This is a genomic window from Raoultella sp., from assembly GCF_039594335.1.
In the GTDB taxonomy this organism is placed as follows: Bacteria; Pseudomonadota; Gammaproteobacteria; order Enterobacterales; family Enterobacteriaceae; genus Klebsiella.
In genome coordinates this window covers 55,490-73,417 of sequence record NZ_JBCNNS010000005.1, presented here as the reverse complement: position 1 = coordinate 73,417, position 17,928 = coordinate 55,490, and the positions used below count along the sequence as shown (strand labels likewise).

General features: G+C 55.5%; 16 protein-coding genes. 12 read left to right on the top strand and 4 right to left on the bottom strand.

The annotated features are described in order from the left end of the window. The 5 genes from ileS to rihC all read left to right on the top strand — a co-directional run. Window positions 1-2,685, top strand: a 2,685-nt coding sequence (ileS, locus tag ACZAHD_RS01640) for an isoleucine--tRNA ligase (protein WP_462455235.1), incomplete at its 5' end; no start/stop codon positions are given. Next, complete coding sequence (gene lspA, locus ACZAHD_RS01635) at window positions 2,685-3,182, top strand: signal peptidase II (protein ID WP_462455234.1); 498 nt, start codon at window positions 2,685-2,687, stop codon at window positions 3,180-3,182. The genes ileS and lspA, both read left to right, overlap by 1 nt. 126 nt (window positions 3,183-3,308) lie before the next feature. After that, window positions 3,309-3,758, top strand: a complete 450-nt coding sequence (fkpB, locus tag ACZAHD_RS01630; protein WP_462455233.1) for an FKBP-type peptidyl-prolyl cis-trans isomerase — start codon at window positions 3,309-3,311, stop codon at window positions 3,756-3,758. Between the two features lies 1 nt (window position 3,759). Then, window positions 3,760-4,710, top strand: coding sequence for a 4-hydroxy-3-methylbut-2-enyl diphosphate reductase (gene ispH / locus ACZAHD_RS01625; RefSeq protein WP_004857727.1), 951 nt, complete (start codon window positions 3,760-3,762; stop codon window positions 4,708-4,710). A gap of 65 nt (window positions 4,711-4,775) precedes the next feature. Next, the gene (rihC, locus tag ACZAHD_RS01620) at window positions 4,776-5,690 is read left to right on the top strand and encodes a ribonucleoside hydrolase RihC (RefSeq protein WP_462455232.1); all 915 of its coding nucleotides are present in this window, start codon (window positions 4,776-4,778) and stop codon (window positions 5,688-5,690) included. On the opposite strand, the gene ACZAHD_RS01615 is transcribed toward rihC, so the two are convergent. Next, window positions 5,651-6,598, bottom strand: a complete 948-nt coding sequence (locus ACZAHD_RS01615) for a LysR family transcriptional regulator (protein WP_462455231.1) — start codon at window positions 6,596-6,598, stop codon at window positions 5,651-5,653. The two genes, rihC and ACZAHD_RS01615, sit on opposite strands and share 40 nt — an antisense overlap. A 92-nt stretch (window positions 6,599-6,690) precedes the next feature. On the opposite strand from ACZAHD_RS01615, the gene ACZAHD_RS01610 reads away from it, so the two are divergent. The 5 genes from ACZAHD_RS01610 to ACZAHD_RS01590 all read left to right on the top strand — a co-directional run bounded on the left by ACZAHD_RS01610 (window position 6,691) and on the right by ACZAHD_RS01590 (window position 13,651). Then, entirely contained in the window at window positions 6,691-7,320 is a 630-nt protein-coding gene (locus tag ACZAHD_RS01610) for an alanyl-tRNA editing protein (protein ID WP_462455230.1), read from the top strand. Between the two features lie 261 nt (window positions 7,321-7,581). Beyond that, window positions 7,582-8,403, top strand: a complete 822-nt coding sequence (gene dapB / locus ACZAHD_RS01605; protein ID WP_462455229.1) for a 4-hydroxy-tetrahydrodipicolinate reductase — start codon at window positions 7,582-7,584, stop codon at window positions 8,401-8,403. Window positions 8,404-8,861: 458 nt separating this feature from the next. After that, the gene (gene carA, locus ACZAHD_RS01600; RefSeq protein ID WP_462455228.1) at window positions 8,862-10,010 is read left to right on the top strand and encodes a glutamine-hydrolyzing carbamoyl-phosphate synthase small subunit; all 1,149 of its coding nucleotides are present in this window, start codon (window positions 8,862-8,864) and stop codon (window positions 10,008-10,010) included. A gap of 16 nt (window positions 10,011-10,026) precedes the next feature. Beyond that, a complete protein-coding gene (carB, locus tag ACZAHD_RS01595) occupies window positions 10,027-13,251 on the top strand; it encodes a carbamoyl-phosphate synthase large subunit (protein ID WP_462455227.1) in 3,225 nt (1,074 codons plus the stop codon). A gap of 166 nt (window positions 13,252-13,417) precedes the next feature. Next, window positions 13,418-13,651: a YgdI/YgdR family lipoprotein gene (locus ACZAHD_RS01590; protein ID WP_462455226.1), complete on the top strand. Its 234-nt coding sequence runs from the start codon at window positions 13,418-13,420 to the stop codon at window positions 13,649-13,651. Between the two features lie 53 nt (window positions 13,652-13,704). On the opposite strand, the gene ACZAHD_RS01585 is transcribed toward ACZAHD_RS01590, so the two are convergent. Genes ACZAHD_RS01585 through idnO form a run of 3 tightly spaced genes read right to left on the bottom strand, consistent with a single transcriptional unit; the run spans window position 13,705 to window position 15,478 of the window. Then, window positions 13,705-14,172, bottom strand: coding sequence for a NanQ anomerase/TabA/YiaL family protein (locus tag ACZAHD_RS01585; RefSeq protein ID WP_462455225.1), 468 nt, complete (start codon window positions 14,170-14,172; stop codon window positions 13,705-13,707). Beyond that, window positions 14,169-14,699 (bottom strand): gluconokinase, encoded by a 531-nt coding sequence (locus ACZAHD_RS01580; protein WP_462455224.1) that lies wholly within the window; start codon window positions 14,697-14,699, stop codon window positions 14,169-14,171. Before ACZAHD_RS01580 ends, ACZAHD_RS01585 begins: the two co-directional genes overlap by 4 nt. A 14-nt stretch (window positions 14,700-14,713) precedes the next feature. Then, entirely contained in the window at window positions 14,714-15,478 is a 765-nt protein-coding gene (gene idnO / locus ACZAHD_RS01575) for a gluconate 5-dehydrogenase (RefSeq protein ID WP_462455223.1), read from the bottom strand. A 287-nt stretch (window positions 15,479-15,765) separates the two neighbouring features. On the opposite strand from idnO, the gene ACZAHD_RS01570 reads away from it, so the two are divergent. Together ACZAHD_RS01570 and ACZAHD_RS01565 are read left to right on the top strand one after the other, a co-directional pair. Further along, entirely contained in the window at window positions 15,766-16,758 is a 993-nt protein-coding gene (locus tag ACZAHD_RS01570; protein WP_462455222.1) for a LacI family DNA-binding transcriptional regulator, read from the top strand. A gap of 210 nt (window positions 16,759-16,968) precedes the next feature. After that, window positions 16,969-17,919: a 2-hydroxyacid dehydrogenase gene (locus tag ACZAHD_RS01565; protein ID WP_462455221.1), complete on the top strand. Its 951-nt coding sequence runs from the start codon at window positions 16,969-16,971 to the stop codon at window positions 17,917-17,919. Window positions 17,920-17,928: the final 9 nt, after the last annotated feature.

Here is a 17,928-nt window from a genome sequence, read left to right as displayed (position 1 = left end):
AAAAAAGGCAAAAAAACCTTCATTCTGCATGATGGCCCTCCTTATGCGAATGGCAGCATTCATATTGGTCACTCGGTTAACAAGATTCTGAAAGACATTATCGTTAAGTCCAAAGGACTGACGGGCTATGACTCGCCTTACGTTCCGGGTTGGGACTGCCACGGTCTGCCGATCGAGTTAAAAGTGGAACAGGAATATGGCAAGCCGGGTGAGAAATTTACCGCTGCCGAATTCCGCGCCAAGTGCCGCGAATATGCAGCGGCCCAGGTTGACGGTCAGCGTAAAGACTTTATCCGCCTGGGCGTGCTGGGCGACTGGTCACGTCCGTACCTGACCATGGACTTCAAAACGGAAGCCAATATTATCCGTGCGCTGGGTAAAATCATCGGCAACGGCCACCTGCACAAAGGCGCGAAGCCTGTGCACTGGTGCGTTGACTGCCGTTCCGCGCTGGCTGAAGCGGAAGTCGAGTATTACGACAAAACGTCTCCTTCTATCGACGTGGCTTTCCACGCGGTAGACAAAGCCGCAGTGCTGGCAAAATTTGGCGTTGCCGATCTCACCGGCCCGGTATCTCTGGTCATCTGGACCACCACCCCGTGGACCCTGCCAGCCAACCGCGCCATTTCCCTGTCGCCGGAATTCGACTATGCGCTGGTGCAGGTTGACGGTCAGGCGTTGGTCCTGGCAAAAGACCTGGTTGAAAGCGTAATGAAACGCGCTGGTATTGCGGACTACACCATCCTGGCGGCGGTGAAAGGCGATGCACTTGAATTGCTGCGCTTTAAGCATCCGTTCCTCGACTTCGACGTACCGGCAATCCTCGGCGATCACGTCACCCTGGATGCGGGTACCGGTGCGGTCCATACCGCCGGCGGCCACGGTCCGGACGACTACACCATCAGCCAGAAATACGGCCTGGAAATTGCCAACCCGGTGGGCCCGGACGGTTCCTACCTGCCTGGGACTTACCCATCGCTGGACGGTATCAACGTCTTTAAAGCCAACGACATTATTGTTGAGATGCTGCGTGACAGCGGCGCGCTGCTGCACGTTGAAAAGATGCAGCACAGCTATCCGTGCTGCTGGCGTCATAAGACACCTATCATCTTTCGTGCCACCCCGCAGTGGTTCGTCAGCATGGATCAGAAAGGCCTGCGCGCGCAGTCGCTGAAAGAGATCAAAGGCGTGCAGTGGATCCCGGACTGGGGCCAGGCACGTATCGAATCGATGGTCGCTAACCGTCCTGACTGGTGTATCTCCCGTCAGCGTACCTGGGGCGTACCGATGTCTCTGTTTGTGCACAAAGAGACTCAGGAACTGCACCCGAACACTCTGGAATTGATGGAAGAAGTGGCGAAGCGCGTCGAAGTGGATGGCATACAGGCGTGGTGGGATCTCGACTCCCGCGACATCCTGGGCGCTGACGCTGACAACTATGAGAAAGTGCCGGATACCCTGGACGTGTGGTTCGACTCCGGATCTACCCACTCTTCTGTCGTTGACGTACGCCCGGAATTTTCTGGTCACGCTGCCGATATGTATCTGGAAGGTTCTGATCAGCACCGCGGCTGGTTTATGTCCTCGCTGATGATCTCCACGGCGATGAAGGGCAAAGCGCCGTACCGCCAGGTGCTGACCCACGGTTTCACCGTTGATGGTCAGGGACGTAAAATGTCCAAATCCATCGGTAACACCGTCTCTCCGCAGGATGTGATGAACAAACTGGGCGCGGATATCCTGCGTCTGTGGGTCGCATCTACCGATTACACCGGCGAAATGGCGGTCTCTGATGAGATCCTCAAACGTGCTGCCGACAGCTATCGTCGTATCCGTAATACCGCGCGCTTCCTGCTGGCGAACCTTAATGGTTTCGATCCGGCTAAAGACATGGTGAAACCGGAAGAGATGGTGGTGCTCGATCGTTGGGCGGTAGGCTGTGCGCAGGCGGCGCAGGAAGATATCCTGAAAGCCTACGAATCGTATGATTTCCACGAAGTGGTGCAGCGTCTGATGCGTTTCTGCTCCATCGAAATGGGCTCGTTCTATCTCGACATCATCAAAGACCGGCAGTACACCGCGAAAGCGGACAGCGTGGCGCGTCGCAGCTGCCAGACCGCGCTGTTCCATATTGTGGAAGCGCTGGTTCGCTGGATGGCGCCGATCATGTCCTTTACCGCAGACGAAATCTGGGGCTACCTGCCGGGTTCCCGCGAGAAATACGTCTTCACCGGTGAGTGGTATGAAGGTCTGTTCGGCCTGGCCAACGACGAAGCGATGAACGACGACTTCTGGGACGATCTGCTGCAGGTGCGCGGCGAAGTCAACAAGGTCATCGAGCAGGCGCGCGCCGACAAGCTGGTAGGCGGTTCTCTTGAAGCCGCGGTAACGCTGTATGCCGATGCCGATCTGGCCACGAAGCTCAACGCGCTGGGTAGCGAATTACGATTTGTTCTGTTGACCTCCGGGGCGACGGTTGCCGATCATGCGCAGGCGCCAACTGATGCCTGGCAGAGTGAACTGCTGAAAGGTCTGAAAGTCGTGTTGAGTAAAGCCGAAGGTGAGAAATGCCCGCGTTGCTGGCATTACACCAGCGATGTCGGCAAGGTGGCGGAACACGCGGAAATCTGCGGCCGCTGTGTCAGCAACGTCGCCGGTGACGGCGAAAAACGTAAGTTTGCCTGATGAGTAAATCTGTCTGTTCAACGGGGCTACGCTGGCTTTGGGTCGTCGTTGCCGTGCTGATTATTGACCTGGGCAGTAAATTCCTGATCCTCCAGAACTTTGCTCTGGGGGATACGGTATCGCTGTTCCCGTCGCTTAATTTGCATTATGCGCGTAACTATGGCGCCGCTTTTAGTTTCCTTGCCGATAGCGGCGGCTGGCAGCGCTGGTTCTTTGCTGGTATTGCCATCGGGATCTGCGTGATTCTGGCGGTATTGATGTATCGCTCAAAGGCCACGAAAAAGCTGAACAACATTGCCTACGCGCTGATTATCGGCGGCGCGCTGGGGAACTTGTTTGATCGCTTATGGCATGGTTTTGTCGTCGATATGATTGATTTCTACGTCGGGGACTGGCATTTCGCCACCTTCAACCTGGCCGATACCGCAATTTGTATCGGCGCGGCGCTGATTGTGCTGGAGGGGTTCTTACCTTCCGGTGCGAAAAAAGCATCATAAAAAAATTGCCGGATAGCGACGCGAAAGCGTCTTATCCGGCCTACAGTATACATCGGCGTTTGTCGGCCTGGTAAGTACAGCGCCAGCGGGCAAACAAGCGGCGGCAATGTAAAAGAGCAAACCTGCATGTCAAACTCTGTACAAAGCAACAGCGCGGTGCTGGTGCATTTCACGTTGAAACTTGATGACGGCTCCACCGCGGAGTCTACACGCAACAACGGTAAGCCCGCGCTGTTTCGTCTCGGCGATGCATCGCTTTCCGAAGGCCTGGAACAGCATCTGCTAGGGTTGAAAGCCGGGGACAAAACCAACTTTTCGCTTGAGCCCGATGCTGCGTTTGGCATACCAAGCCCGGATCTTATCCAGTACTTTTCCCGTCGTGAATTTATCGATGCGGGCGAGCCGGAAATCGGCGCGATTATGCTCTTTACCGCAATGGATGGCAGCGAGATGCCCGGCGTGATTCGGGACGTGAACGGCGATTCGATCACCGTGGATTTCAACCACCCGCTGGCCGGGCGTACCGTCCATTTTGATATTGAAGTGCTGGAAATCGATCCGGCGCTGGAGGAGTGAAATGCAGATCCTGTTGGCTAACCCGCGCGGCTTCTGCGCCGGCGTTGACCGCGCTATCAGCATTGTTGAAAACGCGCTGACGCTCTACGGTGCACCGATCTATGTGCGCCATGAAGTGGTGCATAACCGCTATGTGGTCGATAGTCTGCGCAAGCGCGGCGCCATTTTTATCGAACAGATTAGCGAAGTGCCTGACGGCGCGATCCTGATTTTCTCCGCGCACGGCGTTTCTCAGGCGGTGCGTAATGAAGCGAAAAACCGCGATCTGACGGTCTTCGACGCGACCTGTCCACTGGTGACGAAAGTGCACATGGAAGTCGCCCGCGCCAGCCGTCGTGGCGAAGAGTCGATCCTGATTGGCCATGCCGGTCACCCGGAAGTTGAAGGGACGATGGGCCAGTACAGCAACCCGGAAGGGGGAATGTATCTGGTGGAATCGCCCGACGATGTCTGGACGCTGGATGTGAAAAATGACGCCCGGCTGTCATTTATGACCCAGACCACTCTCTCGGTAGATGACACTTCGGATGTGATCGACGCGCTGCGCGAACGCTTCCCGAAAATCGTCGGGCCGCGTAAAGACGATATCTGTTACGCAACCACCAACCGTCAGGAAGCGGTGCGCGCGCTGGCGGAGCAGGCTGATGTCGTGCTGGTGGTCGGGTCGAAAAATTCCTCTAACTCCAACCGTCTTGCGGAGCTCGCTCAGCGGATGGGGAAAGCGGCCTATCTGATTGACGACGCGACGGATATTCAGGAAGCGTGGGTCAAAGAGGCCGCGTGCGTTGGCGTGACTGCAGGCGCATCGGCCCCGGATATCCTGGTGCAGAACGTGATCGCGCGTCTGCAGGCGCTGGGCGGCGGAGAAGCTGTCCCCCTGGAAGGGCGTGAAGAGAATATCGTTTTCGAAGTACCGAAAGAGCTACGGGTTGATGTCCGTGAAGTAGACTAAGTTCTTGTGCCAGCAGATGTGAGAAGATGCCAGACTTAACGTCTGGCATTTTTTTGGGAGAAACGATGCGCTTACCGATCATTCTTGATACCGATCCCGGCATTGACGACGCAGCGGCGATCGCCGCTGCGCTGTTTGCCCCCGAGCTTGATCTGCAGCTGATGACGACGGTGGCAGGGAACGTGTCGGTGGAAAAAACCACGTGTAACGCCCTGCAGCTGCTGCATTTCTGGCAGGCGAAGGTTCCGCTGGCTCAGGGGGCGTCGATGCCGCTTTTGCGCCCGCTGCGTGATGCGGCCTCCGTGCACGGTGAGTCCGGCATGGAAGGATATGATTTTGTCGAGCATGACTGCCAGCCATTGCCGAAACCGGCCTTTCAGGCCATTCGAGACGCACTGATGCATGCCCAGGAGCCCATTACGCTGGTGGCGATTGGTCCGTTGACCAATATTGCGCTGCTGCTGACGCAGTACCCGGAATGCCGCTTTAATATTCGCCGGCTGGTGATCATGGGAGGGTCTGCCGGGCGTGGTAACTTCACGCCCAATGCGGAGTTTAATATTGCTATCGACCCGGAAGCCGCAGCCAGCGTATTCCGCAGTGGTCTGGAGATCGTGATGTGCGGTCTCGACGTGACGAACCGTGCAATGCTGACGCCCGAGTACCTCGCCACACTGCCCACGTTGAACAAGACCGGAAAGATGCTTCACGCGCTGTTCAGCCATTATCGCAGCGGCAGCATGAGCAGCGGGCTGCGTATGCATGACCTGTGCGCCATTGCGTGGCTGGTGCGCCCTGAGCTGTTTACCCTGCAACCGTGCTTTGTGACGGTGGAAACGCAGGGGACCTGGACATCCGGCACCACCGTCGTTGATATCGAAGGGCGACTCGGGCAGCCGGCGAACGCCAGGGTTGCGCTGGAGCTGGATGTGGACGGTTTTCAGCGCTGGGTGGCGGAAGTGTTGGCCCTGGCGCCGTAAACGGCCTGGCGACCATCAATTTTCTCGCTCAGATAATCAATCATGGCGCGCATTCTGGCGGGCATATGTTTATTGCCCGACCACAGCAGCCACAGCTGTCCGCTATAACTACTGATAAACTCCCATTCCGCCAGGACCTGCACGATATCGCCCCGGGCCAGCGCGTCGTGAGCGGTAAACAGCGGCAGGCTGCCAATACCTAAATGCTGCTTCACCGCATCAAGGCGTACGGCAGTATGGTTGGCGGCGTAGCGTCCGTGAGTGTGGATAGTTTCCGTTTTTCCCGCCCGTCGGAATTTCCAGCGTGAGTCGGCCGGTGTTTCGCCCAGGCTAATGCAGCTGTGGGTGCGCAGTTCCACCGGCGTTTGCGGCGTGCCGTGTTGCTGCAAATAGTCCGGTGTGGCGCAGATCACGTGGGTCACTGGCATCAGCGGTTTGCCGTGCAGCCCGGGAGAGGGGCTGTGGGTAATACGCAGCGCCAGATCAATACCCTCATCAATCAGATCCAGATAGCGGTCCTCAAGCCGCAGGCAGACATCTACGTCGGGGTAACGGGTGAGAAATTCCGTCATTAACGGATGAATCACAAAACGCCCGACGGCTTTTGGTACGCAGAGGGTGAGTTTTCCTTGCGCCACCTCCTGCGTACTGCTGGCGGAATCCATCGCCTGGCGAGCCGATTCCAGCATCTCCAGCGCGTGCGCATAGACCGTTTTTCCGGCATCGCTCAGGCGTAATTTACGTGTGCTGCGGTGCAGCAGCTTACAGCCCATTTCCTGTTCCAGCCGCGAGACGCTGCGACTGACCGCCGAAGGCGTCGCCCCGGAAAGGCGGGCGACGGCAGAAAAGCTGCCCTGGTCGACAATTTGCACGAACAGGGCAAGGTCGGGGAGTAAATTGAGGTTCATTTATGCCCTTGAGGCAAAAGTGCATTGATGAATGACGGGATTATCGCCATGGATAATATCAATATACTGTCCTGACTAAGCGGAGGACAACCATGACTGAACGTCTTTATTACACCTGCGATGAGATCGAGGCACGAGCCCTGGTCGTGCGTTGCCAGGCTGAGGCCGATGGCCGTTACGCCATTGAATTGAACCAGACCCTGTTTCATCCGCAGGGCGGCGGGCAGCCGGCCGATCGCGGTTGGATCGGCGGCATTGCCGTTGAAGGGGTGGTGGCGCGAGGCGACAACGTTATGCACATTGTCGCGCAACCGCTGCCGACTGGAGAGGTGACGATTCGGGTGGATGAAGCTGCCCGGCACCTGCATTCGCGGTTGCACTCTGCAGGACATCTGATCGGCCTGGCGGGAGAACGCGCCGGCTGGCGTCCCACCAAAGCGCATCACTGGCCTGGAGAAGGGCGGATAACTTTCACCCCTATTGAATCCGCTATCCTGCCGGAGGCTAGCGCGCTTCTGGCGACGATCGCGGGCTGGCAGGCGGAAAATCTGCCGCGGCATTTGACTTTTGCGGAGGGGTTGCGTCAGGTCGGATTTGGTCCATTACCGGCCTATCCCTGCGGCGGAACGCATGTTGCTAGCCTGTCTGAGCTGGGGAGTGTGACGATTACTCAGGTGAAAATCAAAAAAGGCCAGCTGATCGTGAGTTATACCCTGGCGTGAACCGGGTCGCGATTTTACGCTGTCAGACTTCAATGAAACGAGCGAAGCGGGGCTGGTTCCGAGCATCCTGCAGCTTTCATCGGGGAATATCGGGTACGCAACCACGATAAAGGCCTGATATTGATGCCAGCGTATTGTTTTTACTGATATCGAACGCCGTTTGTCATAAATTTCTAATTATCGGTGTTTTACAGTAGCGGCTCATCGATGGGCTGGTTAATCTGGAAACAATTTACGTTAAGTTAACAAAAGAGAATAGCTATGCATGATGCACAAATCCGCGTGGCCATCGCAGGCGCGGGCGGCCGGATGGGACGCCAGTTAATTCAGGCGGTACAGCAGATGGACGGCGTGGCACTGGGCGCTGCGCTGGAGCGCGAAGGTTCTTCCCTCCTTGGTAGCGATGCCGGTGAGTTGGCCGGTGTCGGTAAAGCCGGTGTCGCGGTGCAAAGCAGTCTTACGGCGGTCAAAGATGATTTTGATGTGCTGATCGATTTCACCCGTCCGGAAGGTACGTTAAGTCACCTTGCTTTCTGCCGCGAACACGGCAAAGGGATGGTGATTGGTACCACCGGTTTTGATGAGGCGGGGAAACAGGCCATTCGCGAAGCGGCGCAGGAAATTGCCATCGTTTTCGCGGCTAACTTCAGCGTCGGTGTCAACGTGCTGTTAAAGCTGCTGGAAAAAGCGGCGAAGGTGATGGGCGACTACACCGATATTGAGATCATTGAAGCGCACCACCGCCACAAAGTGGACGCGCCGTCGGGTACTGCCCTGGCGATGGGCGAGGCGATTGCCGGTGCGCTGAACAAAGATCTGAAGGATTGTGCGGTTTACAGCCGTGAAGGCCATACCGGCGAACGCGTCCCGGGGACTATTGGTTTCGCCACCGTGCGTGCCGGGGATATTGTTGGTGAACATACCGCAATGTTTGCCGATATTGGTGAGCGTATTGAAATCAGCCACAAGGCATCCAGCCGGATGACTTTTGCTAATGGTGCCGTTCGTTCTGCATTGTGGTTAAAAGATAAGAAATCTGGTCTTTTTGATATGCGAGACGTGCTTGAACTCAATGCTTTATAAGTTTTATGACCTATCGTGATGTGGTTATTGCAATCAATATGTAATTGATTGCAAAGGGCAATGTTTTATTGCCCTTTTTATTTTTAGTCATTTCGTTAATTTAAACTGATGAAGTATCTGTAACATTAGCTTACCCCTTCGTTTTTTGTTGTGTTATTGTAAATTTTGACCATTCAGTCTACTTTTTTGCTCTTGCACGCGCTGTTTTGCAATCTTTCTGCTCCGCAAGCGTTTTCTCTGTATAGTTTGTTGATCTTTTTGCCTGCTAACGCCGGGCTGAGAGGTCAGTGACGTGAAAAGAGATAAAAAATATCGGCTTTAAGTTGACTTTTACCCGACATCTCTCCAGAATGCCGCCGTTTGCCAGAAATCCATAGGTAAGCAAATTTGCATTGATTCATGGCATGCACATGCATTAATATGCAAATAAAGTGAGTGAATATTCTCTGGAGGGTGTTTTGATTAAGTCAGCGCTATTGGTTCTGGAAGACGGAACCCAGTTTCACGGTCGGGCCATCGGGGCAACGGGCACGGCGGTTGGGGAAGTCGTTTTCAATACTTCAATGACCGGTTATCAAGAAATCCTCACTGATCCTTCCTATTCCCGCCAAATTGTCACTCTTACTTATCCCCATATTGGTAATGTCGGCACCAACGCCAGTGATGAAGAATCTTCTCAGGTACATGCGCAGGGTCTGGTCATTCGCGACCTGCCGCTGATTGCCAGCAACTTCCGCAATACTGAAGACCTCTCTTCTTACCTGAAACGCCATAACATCGTGGCGATTGCCGATATCGATACCCGTAAGCTGACGCGTTTGCTGCGTGAAAAAGGCGCACAGAACGGTTGCATCATTGTGGGTGATAACCTGGATGCGCAGCTGGCACTGGAAAAAGCCAAAGCGTTCCCTGGCCTGAACGGGATGGACCTGGCGAAAGAAGTCACCACTTCAGAAACCTACAGCTGGACGCAAGGGAGCTGGACGCTGGCAGGTGACCTGCCGGAAGCGAAGGCGGAAAGCGAGCTGCCGTTCCATGTTGTAGCCTACGATTTTGGCGCCAAACGCAACATTCTGCGTATGCTGGTTGACCGCGGCTGCCGCCTGACAGTTGTACCGGCGCAAACCTCTGCCGAAGAGGTGCTGAAGATGAATCCGGACGGTATCTTCCTGTCCAACGGTCCAGGCGACCCGGCGCCGTGCGATTACGCTATTACTGCGATTGAGAAATTCCTCGAGACCGATATTCCGGTATTCGGTATCTGCCTCGGCCATCAGTTGCTGGCGCTGGCGAGCGGTGCGAAGACTGTTAAGATGAAGTTCGGCCACCATGGCGGCAACCACCCGGTTAAAGATATCGATAATAATGTGGTGATGATTACCGCCCAGAACCACGGTTTTGCGGTAGACGAAGTCTCCATGCCGGATAATCTGCGCGTGACCCACAAGTCGTTGTTCGATGGGACTCTGCAGGGCATCCACCGCACTGACAAACCGGCGTTTAGTTTCCAGGGCCACCCGGAAGCGAGCCCGGGCCCGCACGATGCCGCGCCGTTGTTCGACCATTTCATTGAGTTAATTGAGCAGTACCGCCAGTCCGCGAAATAATCAGGAGAAAAAAGCCATGCCAAAACGTACAGATATAAAAAGCATCCTGATTCTTGGCGCTGGCCCGATCGTTATCGGCCAGGCTTGTGAATTTGACTACTCTGGCGCTCAGGCCTGTAAGGCCCTGCGTGAAGAAGGTTACCGTGTCATTCTGGTGAACTCGAACCCGGCCACCATCATGACCGACCCGGAAATGGCCGATGCGACCTATATTGAGCCGATCCACTGGGAAGTGGTACGCAAAATCATCGAAAAAGAGCGTCCGGATGCGGTTCTGCCGACCATGGGCGGCCAGACCGCGCTGAACTGCGCGCTGGAGCTGGAGCGTCAGGGCGTGCTGGCTGAATTCGGTGTCACCATGATCGGCGCTACCGCCGATGCGATTGATAAAGCCGAAGACCGCCGCCGCTTCGATGTGGCGATGAAGAAAATCGGTCTGGATACCGCGCGTTCCGGGATTGCGCACACCATGGAAGAAGCGCTGGCGGTAGCCGCTGACGTGGGCTATCCGTGCATCATTCGTCCCTCCTTTACCATGGGCGGCACCGGCGGCGGTATCGCTTATAACCGTGAAGAGTTCGAAGAAATTTGTACCCGCGGTCTGGATCTCTCTCCGACCAACGAGCTGCTGATTGATGAATCGCTGATCGGCTGGAAAGAGTACGAAATGGAAGTGGTGCGCGATAAGAACGATAACTGCATCATCGTCTGCTCCATTGAAAACTTCGACGCTATGGGTATCCACACCGGTGACTCTATCACCGTTGCACCGGCGCAAACCCTGACCGATAAAGAATACCAGGTGATGCGTAACGCTTCGATGGCGGTGCTGCGCGAAATTGGCGTGGAAACCGGGGGGTCTAACGTTCAGTTCTCCGTTAACCCGAAAGACGGCCGCCTGATTGTTATCGAAATGAACCCGCGCGTATCACGCTCCTCTGCGCTGGCATCCAAAGCGACCGGCTTCCCGATTGCCAAAGTGGCGGCCAAACTGGCGGTGGGCTACACCCTGGATGAGCTGATGAACGACATCACCGGCGGTCGTACACCGGCCTCGTTCGAACCGTCCATCGACTATGTCGTGACCAAGATTCCTCGCTTTAACTTTGAAAAATTCGTCGGCAGCAACGACCGCCTGACCACCCAAATGAAATCCGTGGGTGAAGTGATGGCGATTGGCCGCACTCAGCAGGAATCTCTGCAGAAAGCGCTGCGCGGCCTGGAAGTCGGTGCCACCGGTTTCGATCCGAAAGTCAGTCTCGACGACCCGGAAGCGCTGACCAAAATTCGTCGTGAGCTGAAAGATGCCGGCGCCGAGCGTATCTGGTACATCGCCGATGCGTTCCGCGCGGGGCTGTCTGTGGACGGCGTTTTCAACCTGACCAACATCGACCGCTGGTTCCTGGTACAAATTGAAGAGCTGGTACGTCTGGAAGAGAACGTGGCTGACCTCGGCATCACCGGTCTTACGCCTGACTTCCTGCGTCAGCTGAAGCGTAAAGGCTTTGCCGACGCGCGTCTGGCTAAGCTGGCGGGCGTTCGTGAAGGCGAAATCCGCAAGCTGCGCGACCAGTACGACCTGCACCCGGTCTACAAGCGTGTAGATACCTGCGCGGCGGAGTTTGCTACTGATACCGCCTACATGTACTCCACCTATGAAGACGAGTGTGAAGCGAACCCGTCTGTCGACCGCGATAAAATCATGGTCCTCGGCGGCGGTCCGAACCGTATTGGCCAGGGCATCGAATTCGACTACTGCTGCGTACACGCCTCGCTGGCGCTGCGCGAAGACGGTTACGAAACCATTATGGTTAACTGTAACCCGGAAACCGTCTCTACCGACTACGACACCTCTGACCGTCTGTACTTTGAGCCGGTCACGCTGGAAGACGTGCTGGAAATCGTGCGCATTGAGAAGCCAAAAGGCGTCATCGTGCAGTACGGTGGCCAGACGCCGCTGAAACTGGCGCGTGCGCTGGAAGCGGCCGGCGTACCGGTTATCGGCACCAGCCCGGATGCGATTGACCGTGCGGAAGACCGCGAGCGTTTCCAGCAGGCGGTTGACCGTCTGAAGCTGAAACAGCCGGCCAACGCCACCGTTACGGCTATCGAGCAGGCGGTAGAGAAAGCGAAAGAGATTGGCTACCCGCTGGTGGTTCGTCCGTCCTACGTCCTCGGTGGCCGGGCGATGGAAATCGTCTACGACGAAGCCGACCTGCGTCGTTACTTCCAGACCGCGGTCAGCGTCTCTAACGATGCGCCGGTCCTGCTGGACCGCTTCCTTGACGATGCGGTTGAAGTCGACGTTGACGCTATTTGCGACGGCGAAATGGTGCTGATTGGCGGCATTATGGAGCACATCGAGCAGGCGGGCGTGCACTCGGGCGACTCCGCATGTTCTCTGCCGGCCTACACCCTGAGCAAAGAAATTCAGGATGTGATGCGCGAGCAGGTACAGAAGCTGGCCTTCGAGTTGCAGGTCCGTGGCCTGATGAACGTCCAGTTTGCGGTGAAGAACAACGAAGTGTATCTGATTGAAGTGAACCCGCGTGCGGCGCGTACCGTCCCGTTCGTCTCGAAAGCCACCGGTATCCCGCTGGCCAAAGTCGCGGCGCGGGTGATGGCTGGTCAGACTCTGACACAGCAAGGCGTCACCAAAGAGATTATCCCGCCGTACTACTCGGTGAAAGAAGTGGTGCTGCCGTTCAACAAATTCCCGGGCGTTGACCCGCTGTTAGGGCCAGAAATGCGCTCTACCGGGGAAGTGATGGGGGTGGGCCGTACTTTCGCTGAAGCGTTCGCAAAAGCGCAGCTGGGCAGCAGCTCAACGATGAAAAAACAGGGACGCGCGCTGCTCTCCGTTCGTGAAGGCGACAAAGAGCGTGTCGTTGACCTGGCGGCGAAACTGCTGAAGTTCGGTTTCGAACTGGATGCGACTCACGGCACCGCGATTGTGCTGGGTGAAGCGGGCATCAACCCACGTCTGGTGAACAAGGTACATGAAGGTCGTCCGCACATTCAGGACCGTATCAAGAATGGCGAATACACCTACATCATCAACACCACTGAAGGTCGTCAGGCGATTGAAGACTCCAAGCTTATTCGCCGTAGCGCCCTGCAGTACAAAGTGCATTACGACACCACCCTGAACGGCGGTTTCGCGACGGCAATGGCGCTCAACGCCAACGCCATCGAGAAAGTGACCTCGGTTCAGGAAATGCACGCGCAAATTAAAAAGTAAGCCGCCTCATTAGAACCGGGTCGCGGGACAACAAGGGCTGACGAGAAATCGTCGGCCTTTTTTATCCGCGCCATCTTCGGAGAGTTCTGCTTTTAACCGCCCGTCCGGTGAGGCTAACTAGAGTTAGCCATAACGATATCAATTGACGGAAAGACAGGAGGATACAATGCGGAACAAAATTCTGATGGCATCCGCGCTGGCGGCGACGACAATGTTGTTTGTGGCGGGCTGTTCATCGAACCAGTCGCTGAAAACGACCGACGGTAAAACGATCGTGACTGATGGCAAGCCGCAGGTGGATGATGACACCGGCATGGTATCGTACAAAAATGCGGAAACCGGTCGGACTGAACAGATCAATCGCGATCAGGTGAAGTCGATGGACGAACTGGATAACTAAGGGGTATCCGGGGCCCCGCGAAGGATCTCGTGGGGCCGGTTATGACGGGACAGCTACAGCAGAGCGTTATCTATCTTCACGATAATTTTGCGCAGCGGCGCGCCGGCATCCATCGCGCCCATCGGGCGGTGCAGTTCGCCCGGGAACAAAATGGCCAGCTCTTCCGGGTGCAGATGAATCAGCGTTTCGCTGCTGATTGCCTCACAAAAGCCAATATCGTGGGCCTCCTTGAACGGCCCTACCGGCGCGATTGACAGACCTTTGTTACCGGCGCCGATAATCTCAACGCCCGCCAGGACAATATGAATATCAATATACTGATGATGAAATTCCGGACGTTGCTCTGCCAGCGGGCGCGTCTGGCTCTCGACGACGGTAAAAAACAGGTTATCGCCATCGACCGTATATTTGCCCGGAGGAAGGGTATGGGGATCCTGCTGCGCAACAGCCTGTAGCGCTTTTTTGATCACTGCCGGATAGAATGCATTTTTGGCGGCGGCGCTTAAGGTATCAATAATCATGCCGGAACTCCCTGGGCAGGTTGAGGCGTAAGTAATGTGAGCGATTGCGCCACGATGGTGGCGACGTCGGGGGAGATATCGACGGCAACAACATCTCCCTCGCTGGCGTCCGGCGTTTCCAGGGCGGCAAACTGGCTGCGCAGCAGCGCTTCCGGCATAAAGTGGCCCTTACGTTGCTGCATGCGCTGGAGAATGCACTCATACTCCCCGGTCAACCACAGAAAACGCAGATTATCGCTGCCTTCACGCAGGCGATCGCGATAGCGTTTTTTCAACGCTGAGCACACCAGTACCCCGCATTCATTCTTTTGTTCCAGACTGAAAATCACGTCGGCGATGCGTTCCAGCCAGGGTTGGCGATCGTCATCATCGAGCGGTTGGCTGACGGCCATTTTGATGATGTTCTGCCGTGGATGAAGGTCATCGCCATCAATAAACTTTGCGCCAAGCGCCTGGGCCAGCGCCTGACCAACGGTGGTTTTGCCGGTGCCTGACACGCCCATCAAAATAATGCATTGCCCTGCCATAATACGCTCCTTAATCAGACGGCAACCAGCATGCCGCCGTCGACAAACAACAGATGACCATTGACGAAATCGGATGCGCTGGAGGAGAGAAACACCGCCGCACCGACCAGTTCTTGCGGATCGCCCCAGCGGTTGGCAGGCGTGCGTTTGCACAACCAGTCGGTAAAGGCGCGATCGTCCACCAGTGCCTGGGTCATGGCGGTTTTAAAGTAGCCCGGTGCGATACCGTTGACCTGAATGTTATAGCGCGCCAGTTCGACGCACATGCCGCGGGTCAACATTTTGACCGCCCCTTTGGCGGCGGCATAGGGCGTAATGGTGTCGCGTCCCAGTTCGCTCTGCATGGAACAGATATTGACGATTTTCCCGCGTTGGCGGCTCACCATGCGCTTAGCCACGGCCTGTGAGACCAGAAATACCGCGGTCTGGTTAACGGAAATAACATCATTCCACTCCTCGACCGGAAATTCGGTAAACGGATGGCGACGCTGAATACCCGCATTATTAAATAACACGTCAATAGCGCCGGTTTCGTCTTCGATTTTAGCAATCGCATTTTCAACAGCATCGGCATCGGTCACATTAAATACGGCCGAATGGGCAATCGCGCCTTCATCACGTAATTTCATCACCGCATCATCGGCCCGGGACACTGAAATATCGTTGATAATAATTTCTGCGCCATATTGTGCAAGGCCTTGCGCCATGACAAAACCAATGCCTTGTCCTGCGCCAGTAATTAAAATACGTTTGCCTTGTAAGCTGAAAAGATCTTTCATCTTGATATCCTGATTAACGGCTGAATATAAATGATGCTGTGCGTTTTAATTCCTGACTGGCAAAAAACAGACCGCAACAACCTGTGCTCTATATCACGGATTTTCGCCGCTTAAATCTGTGATGGAGATCACTCAAAATCGTGTTACGAAAAAGGGTTACGTTAAACGTGAAGTCGGGTGGAAATTACCGTGACTCAAGGGGTTAACGCAGAAAGGGGCCGATTCTCTTTTTCTTCAGCGGCAGGCATAATGGCCTGATGCAGTGGATGTATTTGACGGGTCGATAGATGAAAGCACAACGCATTACGCTCAATGATATTGCAGCGCTGGCTGGCGTAACCAAAATGACCGTCAGCCGCTATTTACGTACGCCGGATAAAGTGAAACCGGAGACGGCGGAGCGTATCGCCAGCGTGATTGCGGAAATTGGTTACGAGCCCGATCCCGACAATCCGGCGATGACCAGCGTCGCCGTCCCACGCATCGGCGTGCTGATTCCCTCTTTTCACAATCAAATCTTCGCTGACCTGCTGGCTGGTATCGAGTCGGTAACCGCGGCTCATGGCTATCAGACGCTGGTGGTTAATTACGATTACGACCGCCAGCGTGAAGAGGAGCAGATTGCCGCCGTCCTGGCCTTTCATGTCAAAGGCTTGTTGCTGACGGAGTCGCTCCATACGCTGCGGGCGGATAAGTATCTGAATGCGGCGAAGATCCCGGTCGCGGAAGTGATGGGGCTGGCGGAGAATCCCGGGCGGATCAATGTTGGTTTCGACAACTTTAAAGCCGGTTTTGACATGACCACGATGCTGCTGGCGAGCGGTAAACGACGCATTATCTATTTTGGTTCGATGTCCGATGTGCGCGATGAACAGCGCTACGCTGGCTACTGTCAGGTGATGGAGAATGCCGGACTGCCGACGGGGCGCATTGCCCCCAACAAGGTGTCGTCGGTGTCGATTGGCACCGGCATGATGAATCTGGCGCGGCAGATGTACGCAGCGATGGACGGGATTCTCTGTACCAATGATGACCTGGCGGTGGGCGTGTTACAGGAGTGCCTTGCTTCGGGTATCGCTGTGCCGCAGGAGCTGGCGATCGCGGGTTTTCACGGTCTGGAGATTGGTCAGATCGTTACCCCGCGCCTGGCCAGCGTTCTGACCCCGCGCTATGAAATGGGTAAAGTGGCCACTGAGATTTTAATTAAAAAAATCAAAGGATTGCCAACCATAGAGAAAGTGGATCTGCACTATCGCCTGTCGATGGGCGAAACCATTTAATCCTCCCTGAACAGCGGCGCAGGTGTGTTAGCAGGACGTTAACGCATCGTCGCACGTCCCCGCGTAAAACCTGGTTTTTGTCTTAACGATCACGGACCCGGTAACAGCAATTTTTAACACGATTCAGCGTGATGCAGATCGCAAAACGTTCGGCTAAAAAACCGTTTGATAGTGGCTACCGTCGTAATGAACCATCAAACAGGTGATCTGATGAAGAGTACTATTACCCGCGCCGTTCTCTTAGTGGCCCCCGTTATCGATGCTTTGCAGGAACAGCTGGCGGCCGACTTCTCGCTGCTGCGTCTGTACGAGCAGGAGGATCCCATCGTCTTTCTGCGTGAGCAAGGAGAGACTATTGCAGCCGTGGTCACCCGAGGGGATATCGGGGTGCAAAACAGCGTCCTCGAACTGCTGCCACACGTGGGTCTGATCGCCATTTTCGGCGTTGGCACCGATGCGGTGGATTTAGAGTATGTTCGTTCCCGGCAGATTCAGGTCTCAATCACTTCCGGCGTGCTGACCAATGACGTGGCGGACCTGGCGATGGGGCTACTGTTGGCCGGTTCCCGCAACCTGTGCCAGGGCGATCGTTTTGTACGTGAAGGCCGTTGGGAGAAAGGGGGCATGCCGCTGGCGACCCAGGTGAGCGGTAAACGTATCGGTCTGCTGGGGATGGGGAATATTGGTCAGGCGATTGCCCGCCGCGCCCGCAGTTTCGATATGCAGGTGCTTTATAACGACCGTAAGCCGATCCCGGGACTGGATTACCAGTGGTGCGCCGATCTGCATACGCTGGCCCATGAGAGTGATTTTCTGGTGATAGCCGCCTCCGGCGGTGAAGCAAACCGCGGGCTGATCGATTTTTCAGTCTTCAATGTCATGCCGAAACATGCATGGTTGATTAATGTCGCCCGCGGTTCGCTGGTGGATGAAAAGGCGTTGATTCAGGCGTTACAACGCGGTGTTATCGCCGGCGCCGCGCTCGATGTTTTTGACGATGAGCCGCATGTTCCGGCGGAATTGATCGCGCTCGATAATGTGGTGTTGCAACCGCACGTCGCCAGCGCAACCCATGAAACCCGGCAGAAAATGAGCTCAGTGGTATTCGCAAACGTGACGGCTTATTTCTCCGGTAACGTATTGCCGAACGCCATTAATTAATTTTCATCT

Excerpts from the sequence above, each read along its gene's own strand:
- lspA (WP_462455234.1), top strand. The coding sequence starts at position 2,685 with ATGAGTAAATCTGTCTGTTCAACGGGGCTACGCTGGCTTTGGGTCGTC.
- fkpB (WP_462455233.1), top strand. The coding sequence starts at position 3,309 with ATGTCAAACTCTGTACAAAGCAACAGCGCGGTGCTGGTGCATTTCACG.
- ispH (WP_004857727.1), top strand. The coding sequence starts at position 3,760 with ATGCAGATCCTGTTGGCTAACCCGCGCGGCTTCTGCGCCGGCGTTGAC.
- rihC (WP_462455232.1), top strand. The coding sequence starts at position 4,776 with ATGCGCTTACCGATCATTCTTGATACCGATCCCGGCATTGACGACGCA.
- ACZAHD_RS01615 (WP_462455231.1), bottom strand. The coding sequence starts at position 6,598 with ATGAACCTCAATTTACTCCCCGACCTTGCCCTGTTCGTGCAAATTGTC.
- ACZAHD_RS01610 (WP_462455230.1), top strand. The coding sequence starts at position 6,691 with ATGACTGAACGTCTTTATTACACCTGCGATGAGATCGAGGCACGAGCC.
- dapB (WP_462455229.1), top strand. The coding sequence starts at position 7,582 with ATGCATGATGCACAAATCCGCGTGGCCATCGCAGGCGCGGGCGGCCGG.
- carB (WP_462455227.1), top strand. The coding sequence starts at position 10,027 with ATGCCAAAACGTACAGATATAAAAAGCATCCTGATTCTTGGCGCTGGC.
- ACZAHD_RS01590 (WP_462455226.1), top strand. The coding sequence starts at position 13,418 with ATGCGGAACAAAATTCTGATGGCATCCGCGCTGGCGGCGACGACAATG.
- ACZAHD_RS01585 (WP_462455225.1), bottom strand. The coding sequence starts at position 14,172 with ATGATTATTGATACCTTAAGCGCCGCCGCCAAAAATGCATTCTATCCG.
- ACZAHD_RS01580 (WP_462455224.1), bottom strand. The coding sequence starts at position 14,699 with ATGGCAGGGCAATGCATTATTTTGATGGGCGTGTCAGGCACCGGCAAA.
- idnO (WP_462455223.1), bottom strand. The coding sequence starts at position 15,478 with ATGAAAGATCTTTTCAGCTTACAAGGCAAACGTATTTTAATTACTGGC.
- ACZAHD_RS01570 (WP_462455222.1), top strand. The coding sequence starts at position 15,766 with ATGAAAGCACAACGCATTACGCTCAATGATATTGCAGCGCTGGCTGGC.
- ACZAHD_RS01565 (WP_462455221.1), top strand. The coding sequence starts at position 16,969 with ATGAAGAGTACTATTACCCGCGCCGTTCTCTTAGTGGCCCCCGTTATC.